We start from the raw sequence: 18,239 nt of genomic DNA, 5'->3' as shown, positions 1-18,239 counted from the left end.
TTAAAAGGATTTAGCTATTATTTGCAAAAATAATAGCTGCACTATCTGCGGAAGGCTGTCTTTCGTTAATAGGGAAAGACTCGAGTCGAAATTGAATTGCTCTAAAACCGTTTTTCCATCGCCTTGCAGAAATTGGAGCAGCGTATTTTGTCGGTCGGTTTTTCTGGATTTTGCGTTCTTATATCCGGAAGGAAAATCGCGAAACGGCTCATATGCGGCATCATCGTAAGGGATATCGAAAGACTTACAGTCTTTAAACAGTCGATCTAAGAACCTTGCCACAAGCGATCCTCTGTATTCGTAAAATCCCGCATCGTCTCCGATAGAAGTCTTTCGATCTACAAACTCTTCTAATATTAAGAACTCATTATAATCAAAACTTTGTTCTTGAGCGTCGTACCAGTGATCGAATATCTTCTTTCTTTTAGCGCCGTATACTTTATATCGCATTACGTGGGCCAAAGGGAGATTATCCTTTTTATAATTGTCTTTCGCGTCCGCGTCCGGGTTATACCAGATATTGCTGGCAGGGAGAAGATACGCGGTGATTTTAGCGGTAAGTCCGTCGATCTTTCTTTTTCGTTGTCCGGTTTCTATTGCCAGTTGTTCGGTGTTACAATGTTTGCTTCCGGAAACGAAATTGTCGGGGGTATCCGGACCTCCGTCTCCATGGCCGAATAGATGGCACCATTCCTGATCCGTTACGACTTCGTAATACTTTTCTTTCTGTTTTAGATAGGATACCTCGGTCGGAAAATTCTGAATAATTTCAGCCGTCGTTCCGTCCTGACTTGCCACATAATCGGTAAATTCGGTTGCGGCTAAGCTATTACCTTTAAAAGGTTTCTTCGGATACTTTTTGCTATAATATGCGGAGTACTTCGCTGAAAACGTATCTTCTCCGTCTACATGCATGCCTGCGGAGAATTTCGTGGAGAATAAATACTTTTTCATGACGGATCCCGCATTTTCCCTCCCTTGCGATTCTCTATGCATTAGAGGGGACCCTGTCGTCTCCTTCGTTTCGAGAACAACCTGACCTTTCATTTTCTTGCGGAGGAGTGGAAGGCGCTTGGAATTCTCTTCGATATATTTGAAATTTTTTCGAGGAGGCGCATTCACAAAAATTCGAGGCTTGGAATAAACCTTGGGTAAATTTTTTCTCGCAATTGCCAAGTTTTGTTTCTTATAATAGCCCAATTCTTCCAGGATTTGGTAAGCGATTATAGCAATGGAAGACGTCGATTTCGATTTCCCTAGCGTAAAAAGTTTTTCAATCGGCGTATTCGTCGTGAAAAATCCCGATAGGCTTGCACTAAGGAATCTAAGATGATTCTTCATCGGCAATCCGATCGCATAGCCGGTGAAGATATTTCCTGACCAAAAGAATTCGTTTTCGTCCGGGGAATCCGCTCTTCCCCTTCCGCCGACGCCACCCGATGTTTCCGGTATATATTCCCCGAGATAGGCGGATAGGTTTCCCTGAGAATTGAAATAGTAAACTCTTCGATTTGTTAGAGGGCTAATGTCAACGGAAGTCGCGCTGATCTGAGGCGGTATTTTATTAACGGAAAAGTCTTTGGAATTGATAAAATCGATCGCGTTTAATACTGCCGAATAATCGTTTCCTTTCGAGAAAAAGATCGTGGTTTTCAATTTGGTCTGTGCTTGTTGAGTCAGCGCGCCTGATTTTATCGCAATTAGATCGATTCGATCGATCACCGAATTGTTTTCGAGCCTGACAGGATACCAATTACTCGGTTTTGCTCGATCGACAAACAATACGTTCGCACCGTTTTTGGTGATGTTGAATATGGTATATTTTGACGCGTCACCGCTGAAATCGGAGAAATTGATAAATTGTCTCAAACCGTCGGCGAATCTCACATTTTGAGACGCGATCTTCCTAATTAAGCTCGGATCGGTCGAAAGGCTATAAGCGCTGAGTAAATTGAAAATAACCAAATAGTCCAATACCGTGTCTTGCGAAGGTCCATAAACGAGATTCTTCCCCGCCGAATCGACAACTTCGAAGGAAAAGAAATTCATTATCTGGTCACTGAGGGTCAAAATGTATTTTAGCTGAGCGAGTCTTAAAATAGAATCCGGTAAACTTTCAGTTATCGTAATGATACAAGGATCCTGATCGGCTCCGGAGAAAGTTAACGTCAGCTTGGTTGTCATATCTCCTTCGGGTAGGTTTTCGTCGTCTTGAATCGATAAATATGCCGCAGAAGCTAATTGTAAGAATGGGAGCGGCGATAAATTTCCCTGTGCAAGCGGAGTTATCAGCTGTGTGAGAATTATCGCTTCTGCCACGCTAACAATTTGCGGAAATTGATTGATAAGCGCAGTCGTTGCCGCCTGCAATACCGACTCATCGGTCGTTAAAATTACCTTTTGATCGTTTGCATCAATATAATAGGGGCGAAAGAAAGTAGCCATTCGTAATCTTCCTTATTGAAAAACGTTTCCCTTTTCGTTTCCATTTCGTACCGGCGCCAGCGAGGGCATTGGAAGATCGGGGTGCTTTGCGCGAAGCTCGTTCAAAAGGTTGACTCCCTCATCGGGCTCTCCCGAGTCGATCAGACATAAGGCTAGATTGAATTTCGTATGGAGATTATCTCCATACCTCTCCAAAGATTCGCGATAAGCGGAGGCAGCCTCCGAAGATTCTCCGATCTTACCGTAGACGGTTCCGAGCGCAAATGATAGGTCCTCTTCGGTATCGAAGAAATTCCTTTGTCGAACGAGAGAAAGACCTTGTTTAAGCGCCTCGATTTGCGAGACGTCCAACGGGTCGGTATCCAACTGATTTATAATTTTCTCATAAAACATTAGGAAAACCGTCGGATCCCAGCAGCTAATCTTTAAGCAAGAGATTAATTCGCGCAATGGGACGTTATCGGTCAGTTTGTTCCAGCTTCTCCTAAGATAAACGTAATCATCCAACGAAAGTGTCCGATTTATTCTTCCGTATTCTCGGTTAAAGTTAACTAATTTGGATCCGAGCGGAGTATAAACGTTCAATCTCAAATAATCTCTCTCTTCCGTGTCTTCCCAGACTTGCCAGCCTTTATTGCTTGCCCATCGGCCTATTGCATGGAAGTTCACGGGCGTCGAGATGCTTCCATGTTCCACAGGGCCCTGCGCTCGAGTCGGAGTCAAATCTTCAAGCGTGGAAATTCCTTTATCACAAATAAAGAATATACTTTCGCGAAATAGGTCGGAAAGCGTCGCTATGCATTGCAACGCTGCCGTAGGAAAAGAGAGAAGAAGATCTTTGCCTGCCGTTCCATAAGCTCTCAGAATTTGATTCCAGCTCGGGTCCTTATAAGGCTCCTCGTTCCAAATTCTCTCTTCCAGCCGAATTTTGATCCTGCTCAGGTTGTACGGATCCTCTTCGATCCAAAAAGATTCGGAATGTGTGGTGAAAACCCTGACTTCGTGAAGACGATCGTTTCCGATTTCAAAGAGATCCTGGGGAACACCGTCGAACACGTAGTTTGCGATGATAACGTATAGACAATCGGGCTCTTCCGAAAGTGGCGAACCGTTTGATTGCAAACGGATATCCTCGGGATTTTCGAGATCATATAATGCGGAATCTAAGATTCCTTTTTTGAACCACGGCCGGAGAGCGGGATGTATAGGGTATTCCCGAATATTAGAACGCGTAAAATCGGTTAGGATATATAGGAGATCGTCGTTATCGATTAGTTCAGGACGGATCCGCTTTAACGCGCTAAGGAATAGGTGAGCGAATTTACCGGTGCCCGCACCCAGTTCAATAATTCTTACTTTGCGTTTCGGGGTAGGTAGATCATCTAGTAACGAAATCACTAACTCGGCTTGAGTGTTTGCAGCAAAAGAATTGGAAGTTCCGTAAAAGGGGACCTCCCCGTCTAACCAAGCCTTCTGTCCTCTTTGTTCGAAATAGTTTCGCTGGTATCCCCATATCTTCGATTCCGAAAGACGGACATTTTTTTCGAGAATTGTATATGTCTCTTTTTCCATTTCGGTCGACTTCGTTTCAGATAGCGGGTCGCAGTGGAGTCACCAATGCGGTAAATAAGGATAAATGTAAATATTTTTATTTATTTCGTCTAAAAATCCTTCTTTTGTGTCTATCGGTATTGCTGTTAAACGAACTTTCCATTGTCCATCATCCTGATTCCCGATCTTAGCTTTCTTAATCAGTGAAAAGGACGGGTAGCAAAAATCTTCCATTATATCGGAAATTCGGAAGGTGATAGTTTTTCTAATGGATAGATTTGCTCCCTGGATTTCGAGGGAAGTTGATGCGAGGCAGATGAGAAGTATGCTCTCGGACTCTAATTACAAACGAAGTACCTCGCGTCCACCTTTCCCCTCGTTAAGGGGATAAATGCGGGATCGTTTGCGCGGCTGATGCGAATTTTTAGTTCTCAGGGAGTTACGGAAGTATTCGGATCGAGTATATCGCGCTCTAATCAGCCGCAAATTTTCATCCTGAACGATTAACTTTAAGTTTATCATTCAGGAAGTTTAATATATCGTTCGGAAGATTCTTATGAAACCGTTCTCGATCGAATCCTGCCGGATCGGTCGATGGTGGAAAGCCGGGATTTTTCATCGCAGTCGGGAACGGACTTAGGAAAGAGAAATGTCCCGCATTTTCAATCATTCGAAATGTAACCAGCGATCTATCCGGAACACTATCTAACACAACTTCCGCATTCCAGCGAGGAGTAATTGGGTCATGTTCCGCGATTAAGAGAAGAATCGGGACCGTTACTTTCGATAAGGAATTCATGAACCAACCTGCACCTGGCGCCATTAAAACGATAGCTTGAACTCTTGAGTCGGAAGGAACTTCAATTTTTTCTCCTTGTTTTGTCCAAGGAACACCCCCGGCCAATGCTAAGGCGGTGTAGCCGCCCATCGAATGTCCTATCACAGCGATGCTATCCGTGAGTATACTCTTACCGAGCCTTCGTTCGGAAAGTAAGGCATCGATCGTTAAACTTACGTGTGTCGGCCGATTTACGAGGTTTTCATTCGTATTTTCTAATATATTATCGTTACGGTTATTTCCGTAATGTTCCAACATAGCGACTACGTAACCGTTCTTCGCTAAGTAAGTGCTGATCGTTCGATAGAGAAGATGAGACCCTCCGTTACCATGCGAAATTATGACGAGAGGAAACTGCCCTTCGGTTATACTCGCTTCGCGGCTGACATCCATCGTGTAGGGACCGAAGGCCGTTAAAGTTGAAGGTTCTAGAGTCGGATAATGGATTAAAGCCGGAAAGGAGACGTCCTTTGTTTCGTCTTTAACTTTTATTTCGATGCTGCCTACAAAATTTTTCGAATATTTATCGTTCATTTTTTGTTTTATTTCATTTGCAGGTTTGATTCGCAAATCGGACTCCGATTCATTTCCGTGATTAGATTAACGCCTCGCTTCGATTTTAATTCTTTGAACCTTCTTTTCGACGTCAACTTATTTCGTGCATGGGGAATTTTGTCCCGAAATTGCGATAAAGGATCCTGTAAAGAATCCCTATTTTGAATCAAATAGAGATGCCGCAGACGGTTTGTAATATATCTTTGATCTGGAAAGAAATTGCGGCATTGTAATGAACCGTATCCAACATCAAAGATGTCGGAGCCGATTCCCCAGGGCCGACTCCGAACAAAGGCATCGGATCGTAATAACAGGCATTATTTAGAGTTTGCACGTAAGCTGCAATTTGTGAGTTCGTATAACCTTTGTGAGTATTGATCGCCGCATTGCGAGTAGGGTGCACTCCGATTACTGCGATTCGAATTGTCGGCCAGCGATCTCGAATTTTAGAAATCAATCGTTTAACGGTAAAGACTATGTAATCGTTATTTATCCCATGAAGAATTCCGTTTGCATCAGCGGTGGAAATGATGAAATTCTGAGGATTCGGCGTTTTGATCGCACCCAATTGAGTAATCGCATCGCAAGCGGTATTTCCGATAATGGCGACGGACAAAGATTGATTCGGATTTAAGAAACCGTTGTATTGCCTGGATATATCCATTGTGGAATCGATTCCGATAATATTCGCATAATCTCGAGTGTCAGACGAAATTCTCGGATAATAATCGGGCAACGGCCAATCCAGATTCATCGTTATGTAGGTGCTCATGCATTCGTCAGGCGTTAATTCCATTTGATCGAGAAGCAAATCGGCGAGAAGAAGAGAATGAGCCGGATCCATAGCTGAAATTCCGGCTTTCGAACTGGAGTTACTTAAGTTATATTGAAAGGCGATGTTTTGACACGCGAATAAATTGATAAAAATCAAAACGGAAAAAAAATATCTTCGAATAGATTGTCGAGGTTTCATTATCGCACCTCCTCAATCTTGTCTACCTCGATGAAACTCGCAAAACTACGATAATTAGACTGACTCTCCAATTTGTTTGTTTGGAAATTTGCAGATCTCATCCCGACTCGATCACTTACTTTGAAAAGAAAAGAGTTCTTATTCTTTTGCATTCAACCCTCCGACATTTTTTATCTCTTTTATTTAGACGACCTGCTAAAACGAAGGTAACATTTTTCGGATAAAAGGTCAATGGCAGCTAGGGTGAACTGCAAAATCAGAGGAGTAACGGCGAATTGACAGGGAATCAATTGCGGCCACAAACGTATTATTAAAAATTTAAATAGAAATTGTGATCATTGAACTTCCGACCGAAGTTCATCACGTTATTGAAGATAGAATTTAGGCTTGAGTCTAAACTTTAAAGTGATTCTGGAGTTTGTAAGTGTCAAAGCTCTTCCGCAAAATCGATTTTGCGACTTTTCGAATATGTTTTGATATTGAACGGGAGTCTATTTAGCTCGTGAAATTTTTCGAAGAGCAAATCCAGAAAAATTAAACTCCACCTAAATCTTTTTCAAGAGTAATGATTTCCTTATCACCGACTACGGTCTTAGGCTTGTGTTGTTTATACGCTTGGATTGCTTCTAAAGCCTTTGCTCGAAGGAAACCTGCTTCCGGGCTGATGGTAGCAGATTGCAATCCGCCTGAAATTTCTAAAAACCGTTTTGCGTATAATAATCCTGTTAAGCGATGAATCCGGTAATCGGTAATATTATCGAGTCCGGCTTCCTTCAATAGTCTTTCCGAGATTTCCCAGGCCTTGTCCTGACGTTTTCTGAGTTTTGCCGACTCCTCGGTATTTTGCATACTAGGCGGAAGCTTCTTCGGAGAATATGCGAGATAGAATCTATAGTAGGTTTCGGCGCTCCGAACTAGAAGTTCATAATCCGATTTGGAAATCTCAAAACCGACTCTTGCGGCATCCTGCGCCCTATCCAATTCTTCGGGGACGGCGCTACCTTTCGCGAAGGTTGGAGACTGTTCGGATTTACAGTTTAAAAAGGAAATATATTCCCGAGTAAATCTGACGGCATCCTGATCGGAATCGAATCGTCCTCTTTTTTTCCAAGCGGATGCAAACTCGGCGCCGGCGCTCATCGGTAAAATTCCCGAACAGGAAGAGTCCTTAGAGTCGGAATTGGCTTCGCTTAAATAAAGTAGGCCCAGGCGATAATGAGCCGTCGGAGACGACGGATCTAATCGAATTGCCTTCCGATAAGCTTGAATCGCTTCCGGGATCTCGTTTCTCGTAAAGTGATAATCTCCCTTTTTACGTTCCACTAATGCCGGACCGGCTTGTTCCGACGATAAGGGGTAGGCGACGGATAGTACTTTTTCTTTTGCTATTCCTAAGTATCCGACTCCCCGTAATTGTTTTCCGATAAACGCGGTTTGAAAAACGGATTTTACTTCGATTTGCCCTACGATATTCCCGTCTTTAAAGGTTTCATGATCGAAGTCTTTTTCGATCAGATAGAGAATTTGACCGGGCCGAATCCCGGGATCGTAATGAACTTTTACTGTTACGATATCGGGACGAATATCGTAACCTAATTCTAGATTCTTGTACTGACCTTCATATTCGATCGGCTTTACCTTATCGAACATCATGGTTTCTCCGATCAGTATCATTTTCTCCTTTCTTGGTTTATCGTCTTTTTTTGTACTCTTGGGCATTCCGGGGTCGCGGAAGGCGTATATGACTTCTTTAGCATGGATTTTCGGAGGAAAAAAATTATAGGAAATAATAAGAAGAATCAGAACGCGTAGGACGGCCATACTACGAATTTCGGTCGAAACCAAGGATCTCCCTAGTCTCGAATTTAGCCAAATTCGGACAATAAGCCGTCGAAAGAGGATAAAACAGGGAAAGAATGTTCTTTCTGAACGTTGTTTCCCGGACGTTCTAAAATATAAGGATGCAATCCGGCTGCCTGAGCCGCTTCCGCTTCTTCCTTGATATCGGTAAAGAACACCACATTAGAAGGTTCCACTCCTAACTTTTCGGTTATACGATGATAACTTTCAGCCTCCCGTTTGCCACCCATAGCGGTATCAAAATACGCCCGAAAATTCGGTGTGAGGTCCCCGGCCTCACAATATTGAAAAATTAAAATTTGCGCTTCCACGCTTCCGGAGGAATATACTGCCGACGCCTTTCCCGACTTTTGAATGCGTCGTAAAAATTTCGGGACGTCCGGGAAGATCGTACTTTTGAGTTCTCCCGTTTCATAGCCTTGCTTCCAAATCCTGCCCTGAATTTCCTTCAAGGCTCCCAATTTTCTATCTTTAGAAACGAGATACGTACAAAAATCAGCCAAGGATTCGGGTTGAGAATCTACAGTTTTTCCGTACTCCGATTCCTGCTTTGAGGCGACGATCAATTCGTCTATCAGTCGTTTTTCCACAGAAACGGTTTGAAAGAAAGGGAGAAAATTTCGTACGGAGTAAGGGAATAAAACTTTATGAACGAATTCGATAGGCGTAGTTGTTCCTTCTATATCGAATAAAAACACTTTTGCATCTTCTAAAAACACTAAGCCGTCCTCCGCAATCTTTGCGCTTCTTCGGACAGGATTTTATGCACATTCGCTTCGTCCTGCCGGAAATTCTTTAAAATGATCCACCAAAATAAACCGCAAGGAATCCAAAAAAGAACGGCGATGGTAAAGGCGGTCGATCGATCGGCGACAAATCCGAGAATGATGGCCGCCATAGCAGGTCCTAATCCTTTGCCCAGGTCATCGGTGAGATTATAGAGTGAAAACATTGCGGCTCTATTTTTGGGAGTATTCACGTTCAGGATCAGTGCTCGCACGTTTGGTCCTGTTACTGCGATAATGAATCCGGTAATTAAGTTTATCAAAATAAACGCGGGTTGAAGGGCTTCCGAACCAGCGTGCAGCAGATAGACGCTCGGCGCCGTTCCCAATAAAACCATAACCGCGCAGAAGATCGGCATATATTGTTTATTCCAATTATAAAGTTTCTGTCCGATGATTCCGCCTAAGAATGTTCCTATGAAAATTCCGATCGCCGCGAACGTCATAAGACCGGCGGCGCTAGCTTTCGGGATTCCATAATCGTTCTCATAGTAATCCGCTAAAAACGTAAAGAATACTCCCCAGGGCACGCATCCCGGAATTCCTTGTAAAAAGATTCCGATATTGGTCTTGTTCGCAAATAATATTCTCAAATCCTTCCATGTTAAACGAACATCCGCCTCGCTGGTCATATTCGTTATTTCTGTGAATTCTTTCTCGGTTCTGCCTCTAGCGGGTTCATTACAAAAAATGGCATACACGATCATAAAGAGAAACGAGGGAGCCGCCATATAAATGAAACTCATCCGCCAGCCGTTCTCTAGATCCGCTTGGCCTATCACGCCTCCGAAGAGTTGACCAACGCCGACTCCTAATCCCATAGCAAGCGAAAGATAACCCGAGGCTATGGATCGGTACTTATCCGAAAAATAGTCCCCTAAAATGGAGAACAATAAAGGAAAACTTCCACCTAACCCAAAGCCGGTTAAAGTTCTAAGTAGCAAGAATTCATTATAAGTCTGCGCGAATCCTGAAAGTAGACAAGGGATTTCACCTAACAAAACTGTTCCGACCACTAAGGCCTTCCGAGAAAACCTTTGGGTTAGGTAGCCCATGTTTACGGAGACTAATCCTCCTAACACGAAAAAGAAAATCGGAATTTCTCCCCCCATCTTCCAATCGATTTCCTTTTGTTCGGTTATTCCGAACGAACGCGCTATATTGCGAAGGTTGGGTGCGATTAGATTTTGGTCGGCAAAAAGAAAAAAAGCCATCCCCAGAATCATCCAGAAGGCGAGAACTGCGTTACCTCCGCAGGAGGCGAGTTCGCTTAACCCGATGTATTGTAATAAGCTTTTTTTGGAAGATGACTGGGACATCCGATTTCTCCAACCTTTGATTATTTAATCCTGCACATTTCGTGATCCGACTGTTTTCGGCGGCTATTCATTAGTAACCGATTCAAAAATCCCGATAAGGAGTGAGGAGCCGTTTGCTTGCCGAGGATTCGATGGTAAAGTTTACAAGCTTGAACTCTGTAACATGGAGAATCCGAATCGTCAACGAATACTTTCGACCGGAAGGGGGGAAGGCGACATACCTGAATGATCCTCTATCCTTCGAAATTAGAACCGCTTTCACCGATTTTGTTTATCTAATTTTTAGATAATCTATTCGATCGGCTTTGTTACCGTTGTTATTATCAATAAAGGCTTGACCCTTTGTTAAAGTATCGATAGCTTCGATCGGAATCGCCCCTTCTTCGGAGTCTTCACACATGGCCTACCAACATAAGGAATTCTATATCCAATCTTCCCGAGACAATACCAAACTTTATTGTCAGGCTTGGATTAAACCCGATGCAAATAGGGTACTTGTGTTTAACCATGGATTTGGGGAGCATAGCGGAAGATACGGCAATCTAATAAATTATTTCAAAGATAGCGACGTAAGTTTTTACGGTTTAGATATGCGAGGCCACGGCAAATCGGACGGCAAGAGGGGTCACGCTGACAGCTTCGAATTATTCGTGGATGATTTGGCCGATTTTGTCCAGGAAGTTCGCCGTAGAGAAAAGAAGGATAAGATTTTACTTTTGGGTCATTCCATGGGTGGAGTCGTCGTAATTCGCTACGCATTGGAAGGGATTAATCAGGATTATCTGCATGCAGTCGTAGCTTCGGCTCCTGCATTAAAGATTCCCGCTAATGCGTTCCAGAAATTCCAAATTGCGGCAGCGGGTTTTTTACGCAAATTATCTCCCGCTACCACCCTAGACGCAAATTTAGATATCAACCTGCTTAGCCATGATCCGGAAGTGGTAAGCGCTTACGCGGCGGATCCGCTTGTTCACGGAAAGATATCTTTTTCAATGGGACATGAGCTCTTTCAGCAAGGCGCAATCGCCAATAAAAAAGCTGCCATCCTGAGGACTCCGATTCTGATTTTACACGGTCTCGGAGATAGGATCGCTGATCCGGCGGGAAGTCTCGAGTTTTACAATCATTTAGTCTATAAGAATAAGAGAATTAAAACGTATCCGGGCTTTTATCATGAGATAATGAACGAGCTTTCCCCTGATAAGGAAACGGTGTTAAAAGACATTAAAGAATTTTTGGATTCACTGGTTCCCGAAAAGGCCGGTCAAAAAAAAAATTAAGACCGGCATAATTTCGAAAAAAAAATCGGCCCAAAAGCGACCTATAACCAAAAAGAAAGTCAGATGAAGTTCCGAGGTACCGTTACCGAAAGCTTCACGGAGCGCATGGCAATTCGTACCGACTACGATGAAAACCGAACCAAATTACTTATCCAACTAATCGACGTTGATTTCTCCTTAAAAAAATAACTTTCCTTTTTCTTAGATTTGAAAGACTCTCTTAGCATTCGCATAAAAAAATCTCTTTAGGGACGCCTCCGGTAAATCCAAATCGGCCGCTTGATTTACGCATTTTTTGAATTCTAGATGAGGAAAATTCGTACCGAATAAAACCTTACTTCTTCCGGATGTTTTCATATAATCCAGCAATTGTTTCGGATAATAAGAAGGTAAGTATGCGGACGTGTCTATGTAAACGTTCTCGTGTTTCATGCATAGTCCGATCATCTCGTCAGTCCAGGGAAAACCCAGATGACCGCCTACGATCTTCAACGTAGGGAAGGTTAAGGCGACCTCGTCCAAATACGGGACAGGCCTTCCCGTTTCGGAAGGCATCAGCGGACCGGTTTGTCCAACTTGCGTACAATAAGGAATTCCTAATTCTATACATTCCACATAAAGGGGATAGTATAATTTATGATTGGGCGGGAGTTGCCAAAGCCACGGAAGAACAAATAGTCCTTTAAAACCTAAGTCTTTGATTGCGCGCCTCAATTCTTTGACGGCTTCCACCGGTTTTGCCAGATCCACGGCGGCGATTCCGACAAAGCGGTCGGGAAATCGATTCGTGTATTCATAAATTTGATCGTTCGTGCAAACCCACTGGCCTGGGCGACACCATGCCCGTAATAGTACTTTCTCTACTCCGGCTTCATCTAGGAGTTCGACGGTGTCTTTTGGCGAAAGATTTTTTCGGGCATAGCCCCCCGAACCGGAGCGCTTGAATAGGGCTGCGACTTCCGGCAGTTTTTGATACATTGAAACCAAGGCCGGTTGAGCCCATGCATCGATGATGTGGCCTCTATATTGATTTTCTTTCATGGTTTAATCGAACTGATTGTCCGCCTCCATACCGGAATGATAGATACATTTAGTTTTATGTCAAACTAAATGTATCTTCGAAATCGCAAAATTCCCGGAAGAAATGGAGGTATTTCGGAAAAAATGATCGAATTGGAAAATCAGGTTTTGGGAAACTTCATGTCGTTTAACGAAGAATCGTTTTTTAGTTCATTAAAATGTATAGTTTGCAATCCCCACAAACTAGAGTGGATTCGTTCTATTTGATCGTCTATGCAAATTTGCGGTAGACAAACAGGAAAGAGAGAGTGAATAAGAGGCCTAATATCGCCACCACTCCTAAAGCCGTCTTTTCCGTTGAAACGAAAAATTTACCGTTCTCGATAACCCTTTCCTGGTCGGCCAAGGAAGTCTCCACAGCTTGACCTCCTTTGACGGAAATCGTTATTTCATGTTGTGGCGCGGAATATGAAATCGAATAAGCTTTTACGTCCTCGGGTACGTCCGCTTCTAATTTCTTTACGTTCCTTGCTCCCCCGAACGATAACTCCATATCCTTCGGCTTTGCGAACACTACCCGTTCTCCATCATTTTTTTCGAATAGAAGCTTATCCTTGAATGTGGCTGGCGCAAGATTGTTTGCCGGAATGGAATAGGAAATATATAATTGAGAGGAACCGGGAAGGATCGGACGATCCAACGCTAGACCTTGCTTTCCGGGTCTTAGCTGCAACGGGATTCCCATACCGGCTCCCTGCGTAAGTTGCGCGGAGACGTCGGAAGCTTCCGCAGGAGTGAAGATTTCTATGGGGTCCGATTCGTTTTGGAAACTTCGTGGAGGAATCGTATTATTCTGTAGTATGAAAACCTTAAATATAATCAGCGAGTCTTTCGATCTAGTGATCTGTAGCAGCGATTTTGCTTTGATCAGGGAGCGATCTTGGGTCTTTTCGAAGACTGTGACTTCCTGCGGTTGCGTTCTCATTACCGGAACCGGCGGAACAATTTTATTATAATTCACTCCTCCGTATGTTACCTGCAAAAGTATGGGCAGACCATCCGGAGCCTCCACTTTCGGTAGGCGGAAACTTCCCGTAACGGGACCGATATCTCCGATGGATAGAGGAATCATCTGTCTTTCCAGCGCGAATAGTTTGATTTTCTCTGCGGATCCAACGCCGCCTGTCGTACCGTTTTTTAACGTGACCTGTAGCTCAACTTCTTCCGCCGAAAGTGTTGCGGTAAATAGGCTTAAAACTAAGAAAAAAGATGATATCGTGAGTTTGTACATGAGATCGGTTCCATTCTCTCGAATCCCCCGAAAAAGGGAAAGTCTTTACGGCTGCCTGCGAAGGTGAAAATCCGTTTCGAAAATTGTGGACGAAACCCGCTAGATATTTAGAAAGGATGCCTCACCGAAAGGAATAGGCGCTTCATGTTGTGCCCCAAGGAGGGATCTTGAAAATCCTGAAAAATGCTTTATACACGGCGCTCATCGCATTCGCCTTGTTGCTGATCGTGGTTTATTTTTCAACATTCCATCCTAAAGCCGTGGAGGAGGCGGAAGTCATTTGCGAATCGAATCCGCCTACGTTGCAAAAGGCGAAAGAATTAAAGATATTTTCTTGGAATGTCCAGTATTTTGCGGGAAAGGAGAAGGTCTTTTGGTATGATGTGCCGGATGAATCCGGACCGGATACCGCGCCGACATCGGAGGAGATTCAATCTACGCTTAAAAAAGTAGCGAACGTAATTCTAGAAAAAAGTCCGGATATTATTTTGCTTCAAGAAGTAGATGACGGAGCACGAAGAACTCATGGAGAAAATCAGTCTGAACGGCTCCTTCCATTGCTCTCCGATTTGTATCCTTGTCGCGCGGAAACATTTTATTGGAAGGCGGGATTCGTTCCACATCCGAAAATTCTCGGATCCGTCGGAATGAAACTCGTAACTCTGAGTAAGTACAAAATCGGCGCCGCACTTCGCCATCAACTACCGCTCACTGAGCTTGATCCGATTAGTAATCAGTTTCGATTAAAAAGAGCCGTTTTACAAGTGGATCTACCCATCGCGGGAGGCGGGCGATTCGTGGCATTGAATACCCATTTGGATGCGTTTTCGATGGGAACGGACACGATGCAAAAGCAAGTAAACTTTCTCGCAGGATTGCTATCCAGATTGGATGAAGAGAAGGCCGATTGGATTTTAGCGGGGGATTTTAATCTTCTTCCTCCGGAATTCAAGCGTTCCTCTTTGCATCCGAATGGAGCGTTCTATTACAGCGACGACGAAGAGATAAAACCTCTTTTTGATAGATGGTCGCCTGCGGCAACGGTTGAAGAATTGAACGGACCCGATAGGGAAAAGTTCTTCACTTACTATCCGAACGATCCCTTGATTGCGAAACCGGATAGAACGATCGACTATATTTTCTTTTCCAAAGGATTGGTTAAGATTTTCTATTCCGTGATTCGATCGGGAGATGCAGCCGAAGCTAGCGATCATTTTCCGTTGGAAGCCGTCTTTCGATTTATCGAATAATCGGATTCTATTGAACGTAGTTTTGTGAGTTTAGTTTGCCGATTTTCGTATTTTTTCGGGAACACGAGACTGATTTTTATCCGCAGGTGCGAACGTTTACCTGTACCTCAAATGATTTGCCATTCTATTTCTAAGAAGAAAATTAGGAAAAAACACAGAAAGGTTTATTATGAGACCGTTTAAGATTCTCGGAATCCAGCAAGTAGCCGTCGGTGGAGATAGTAAGGATAAGTTAAGGAACTTCTGGGTGGATATCCTCGGCCTGGAAAACACCGGAACATATCGTAGCGAAAAAGAAAATGTAAACGAAGATATTCTAAGAATGGGGAAAGGTCCGTATGCTGTCGAAGTGGACATTATGGAACCCGTTGATCCTTCAAAAAGTCCTAAAGTTCACGATCCGAAATTGAATCATATCGGGCTTTGGGTGGACGATATTCATAAGGCGGTGGAATGGCTAACTTCGCAGGGAGTTCGTTTTACACCCGGTGGAATTCGAAAGGGAGCGGGCGGTCACGATGTGACTTTTATTCATCCGAAAGGAAACGAAGAATTTCCCCTTTGTGCGGAGGGGGTTTTGATCGAACTCGTTCAAGCCCCGGCGGACGTAATTACAGCATTAAGTTAATTTAATGGACGATTCGACCTATTTCTTACCTAAAAGAAAATAGGTATGCATCGCGCCTTTTCCCTTCACTTCGATGGTCCCTCTGTCTTCGAAATCATATTTATCCTTTAAAGTCAGATAAACGGATTCGGAGACATGGATTCTGCCGGTAGATCCGTGCGATTCCATTCTCGAAGCGGTATTCACCGAATCTCCCCAAAGATCGTATACGAATTTGTTTTTACCGATCACGCCTGCAACGACCTCGCCCGTATGAAGTCCGATACGCACATTGAATTCATACTCCAAATCGGGTTTCAGTTTTTCCAATCGTTCCAACATCTCTAAAGCGGCTTCCGCCGTTTTGTTGGCATGGTCTTCGTCCGGAACCGGGATACCTCCCGCCATCATATAACAGTCGCCGATCGTCTTAATTTTCTCGAGCTGGTATTTATCCGCGATTACGTCGAATTCGGTAAAGATTCGATTCAGAATCTCGACCAGTCTTGTTGGTGTCGAGATTTTAGTAGTAAGTTTCGAAAACCCTACGATGTCCGCAAATAACACGGTCGAGGAAGAGAAATAATCGGCTATAACCCCTTCTCCTCTTTTTAAACGATCCGCGATACTGCGAGGTAGGATATTGAGTAGGAGATTTTCGGACTTTTGCCTTTCTTCTTCGATGCCTCTATTCAAGACTTCGATCTTCTCCAGCGATTCCTTCAATTCCCTGTTTCGTTTGGAAAGAGCGCGATAAGCGTCCGCGTTATCCACGCCGATTGCAACATAGTTGGCCAGGGTTCTAAGAATATTCAATTGGTTCGAAGCGAAGGCGCTCTTCGTATAACTATGAACGGTAAGTATTCCTATGAACCGTTCCTCGACCTTTAGCGGGAGATAAACCGCCGATCTGGTATTTTCGCCGAAATGTTTACGGATTTCGTCGACATATTGAGGGTAATCCTCATCGATATCCGGCGTTATTAATTCGGAGCCTTCCTTAAAGCAAAATGAAGAGGGGTTATCTTCATCAAGGGAGTCGACCGAAGGAGCGGGCGTGTACCTTCCGTCGATTACGCAAAACTTATACTTGATTGCGTGCCTATCCTCTTCGTAAATTCCGAATGCGAGGATATCCATTGGAACCATCGATTTGGTGTTTTCATACACCGATTGAATGATGACTTTGGGTTCGAGTGAAGAAGTGATGATTCTACCGACCTCGGTGACCAACTTTAAGTCCATATAGGCGGCTTCCAACATTAAGTTGGAACTCGTAAGTTCTTCTTGAGTTTTAAGCAACCGATGCTGAGTTGAATCTCCTATTCTCATAATCTTAGAAGATTGTTTGAGCAGAGATTCGTACGAATTTGAGAGCGCTCGAAGCTTATCCTTTGCCTGTTCTTTGCTGGAAGAATTACTCAGGAAAGATTGAGCATCGGACAGAAGTTGATACTCATGTTCGAAGAAAGTATTGACTTCCTTTTGCGAGTCGTTTTTTTCCATTACCGGATTGTTCCGCCCGGGACTCTATTTGTAAGACTTCATCCGGAACGAAAGGCTAAGATCGGAAGAAAATTCTTCACCGGTCTCTTGCATATCCTCATCGTCTTCTTTGTATAGCCATTCCACTTCGACTTTTCCGCCCTTCTCATGAAATTTTTGAAGGTTATCAAGAATGTCCATGATCACTTTCGAAGAGCTAGTATTGAAATAATCCATCTGAAATCTAAATTGGATGTGCTTTCCTGCTACTTGCATCGCGGTCAACCATTCGAAAACCGGCTTATAAAAGGCCATCGCGTTTTCCGGGTAAGATTCGCCTATGATCTCGGCAACGCCTTTCGTTGAGTCTAGAATAACTTCCGGTGAAGTTTTAGTTTGTTGTATATGTAAGGATTCCATTCTTAGTTTTCCTTCGTAAAGAATGCGGAGATAGTAAAGAAAGAGTTTTTGTTGTCCACCGAGTCGAAATGGAAAACAAGGGGTCCGTCTGACTTCCGCGCAATATCTATTAATCCAACCCCGGCTCCCTTACTATCCTCGGGTCTTTCCGACCTGAGCTGTTGCTGGTAAAAGGACTTCAGTTCATCCTTGTTCATGGAGTTGATCTTTTGGATCCTTTCCGAGAGGAACTCGAGCTTCTCGTTCTGGACCAGATTTCCCGATCCAACATGATAGCCAACCGAATTTTCCCTCACAATGAGAATCCCGACACCTGCTTCCTTCATCTCTTCGTTCACTTGGCGCTCCGCAGAATAATGTAGCATATTCTGCGCGAGTTCGATAAATACTGCGAAGATTTTTTTAATCTTGGATTCGGAACTCAAGGAGGTCCGAATCATGGAACCAAGTTCCGTGAGCACCTCCTGTGACAGCCTGCCTTTGAACGACACGAGCAGGTTGTACTCGCTGGCATCCTTATAGCTTTTGAATAAATTTATGACTTCATTGTCCATCATTAG

Annotated in this window: 15 protein-coding genes; 3 read left to right on the top strand and 12 right to left on the bottom strand. The window is 43.7% G+C overall.

From position 1 onward, the window contains the following. The 7 genes from LEP1GSC058_RS06515 to LEP1GSC058_RS06480 all read right to left on the bottom strand — a co-directional run bounded on the left by LEP1GSC058_RS06515 (window position 1) and on the right by LEP1GSC058_RS06480 (window position 10,326). Window positions 1–2,445, bottom strand: a complete 2,445-nt coding sequence (locus tag LEP1GSC058_RS06515) for a hypothetical protein (RefSeq protein ID WP_016548830.1) — start codon at window positions 2,443–2,445, stop codon at window positions 1–3. 12 nt (window positions 2,446–2,457) lie between these two features. Further along, window positions 2,458–4,017, bottom strand: a complete 1,560-nt coding sequence (locus tag LEP1GSC058_RS06510; protein WP_016548875.1) for an SAM-dependent methyltransferase — start codon at window positions 4,015–4,017, stop codon at window positions 2,458–2,460. Between the two features lie 469 nt (window positions 4,018–4,486). After that, on the bottom strand, window positions 4,487–5,368 hold the full coding sequence (locus LEP1GSC058_RS06505; RefSeq protein ID WP_039948142.1) for an alpha/beta hydrolase family protein: 882 nt from the start codon (window positions 5,366–5,368) through the stop codon (window positions 4,487–4,489). 187 nt (window positions 5,369–5,555) lie between these two features. After that, entirely contained in the window at window positions 5,556–6,362 is an 807-nt protein-coding gene (locus tag LEP1GSC058_RS06495; RefSeq protein WP_016548778.1) for an SGNH/GDSL hydrolase family protein, read from the bottom strand. Window positions 6,363–6,896: 534 nt separating this feature from the next. Beyond that, window positions 6,897–8,183, bottom strand: a complete 1,287-nt coding sequence (locus tag LEP1GSC058_RS06490) for a tetratricopeptide repeat protein (protein ID WP_039948123.1) — start codon at window positions 8,181–8,183, stop codon at window positions 6,897–6,899. A gap of 44 nt (window positions 8,184–8,227) precedes the next feature. Further along, window positions 8,228–8,941, bottom strand: a complete 714-nt coding sequence (gene mtnC, locus LEP1GSC058_RS06485; RefSeq protein WP_016548859.1) for an acireductone synthase — start codon at window positions 8,939–8,941, stop codon at window positions 8,228–8,230. After that, entirely contained in the window at window positions 8,941–10,326 is a 1,386-nt protein-coding gene (locus tag LEP1GSC058_RS06480) for an MFS transporter (RefSeq protein ID WP_016548781.1), read from the bottom strand. The genes mtnC and LEP1GSC058_RS06480 overlap by 1 nt, the downstream gene beginning before the upstream one ends. Before the next feature lie 398 nt (window positions 10,327–10,724). Between LEP1GSC058_RS06480 and LEP1GSC058_RS06475 the strand changes: the two genes are divergently transcribed. Then, a complete protein-coding gene (locus LEP1GSC058_RS06475; RefSeq protein ID WP_016548814.1) occupies window positions 10,725–11,606 on the top strand; it encodes an alpha/beta hydrolase in 882 nt (293 codons plus the stop codon). 201 nt (window positions 11,607–11,807) lie between these two features. On the opposite strand, the gene LEP1GSC058_RS06470 is transcribed toward LEP1GSC058_RS06475, so the two are convergent. Both LEP1GSC058_RS06470 and LEP1GSC058_RS06465 read right to left on the bottom strand, forming a co-directional pair. Then, window positions 11,808–12,647 (bottom strand): amidohydrolase family protein, encoded by an 840-nt coding sequence (locus LEP1GSC058_RS06470; protein WP_016548845.1) that lies wholly within the window; start codon window positions 12,645–12,647, stop codon window positions 11,808–11,810. 250 nt (window positions 12,648–12,897) lie between these two features. Continuing rightward, window positions 12,898–13,917, bottom strand: coding sequence for a hypothetical protein (locus LEP1GSC058_RS06465; protein ID WP_016548829.1), 1,020 nt, complete (start codon window positions 13,915–13,917; stop codon window positions 12,898–12,900). A gap of 167 nt (window positions 13,918–14,084) precedes the next feature. Here LEP1GSC058_RS06465 and LEP1GSC058_RS06460 point away from each other — a divergent pair, with 167 nt between their 5' ends. Next, window positions 14,085–15,167, top strand: coding sequence for an endonuclease/exonuclease/phosphatase family protein (locus tag LEP1GSC058_RS06460; RefSeq protein ID WP_016548742.1), 1,083 nt, complete (start codon window positions 14,085–14,087; stop codon window positions 15,165–15,167). 169 nt (window positions 15,168–15,336) lie between these two features. Then, window positions 15,337–15,795 carry a VOC family protein gene (locus tag LEP1GSC058_RS06455; protein WP_016548878.1) on the top strand — a complete coding sequence of 153 codons (459 nt, stop codon included), beginning with the start codon at window positions 15,337–15,339 and terminating at the stop codon, window positions 15,793–15,795. Window positions 15,796–15,813: 18 nt separating this feature from the next. Here LEP1GSC058_RS06455 and LEP1GSC058_RS06450 read toward each other — a convergent pair whose 3' ends face one another. The 3 genes from LEP1GSC058_RS06450 to LEP1GSC058_RS06440 are packed head-to-tail and all read right to left on the bottom strand — an operon-like array spanning window position 15,814 to window position 18,236. Next, window positions 15,814–17,280, bottom strand: coding sequence for an adenylate/guanylate cyclase domain-containing protein (locus LEP1GSC058_RS06450; RefSeq protein ID WP_016548855.1), 1,467 nt, complete (start codon window positions 17,278–17,280; stop codon window positions 15,814–15,816). A 24-nt stretch (window positions 17,281–17,304) separates the two neighbouring features. Further along, the gene (locus tag LEP1GSC058_RS06445; RefSeq protein WP_016548906.1) at window positions 17,305–17,679 is read right to left on the bottom strand and encodes a DUF1987 domain-containing protein; all 375 of its coding nucleotides are present in this window, start codon (window positions 17,677–17,679) and stop codon (window positions 17,305–17,307) included. Window positions 17,680–17,681: 2 nt separating this feature from the next. Next, entirely contained in the window at window positions 17,682–18,236 is a 555-nt protein-coding gene (locus tag LEP1GSC058_RS06440) for a SiaB family protein kinase (protein ID WP_016548851.1), read from the bottom strand. Between the last annotated feature and the right edge of the window lie 3 nt (window positions 18,237–18,239).

Source organism: Leptospira fainei serovar Hurstbridge str. BUT 6 (genome assembly GCF_000306235.2).
Lineage (GTDB): Bacteria > Spirochaetota > Leptospiria > Leptospirales > Leptospiraceae > Leptospira_B > Leptospira_B fainei.
Note: the sequence above shows the minus strand (reverse complement) of the source record. Positions and strands in the feature narration are given on the sequence as shown.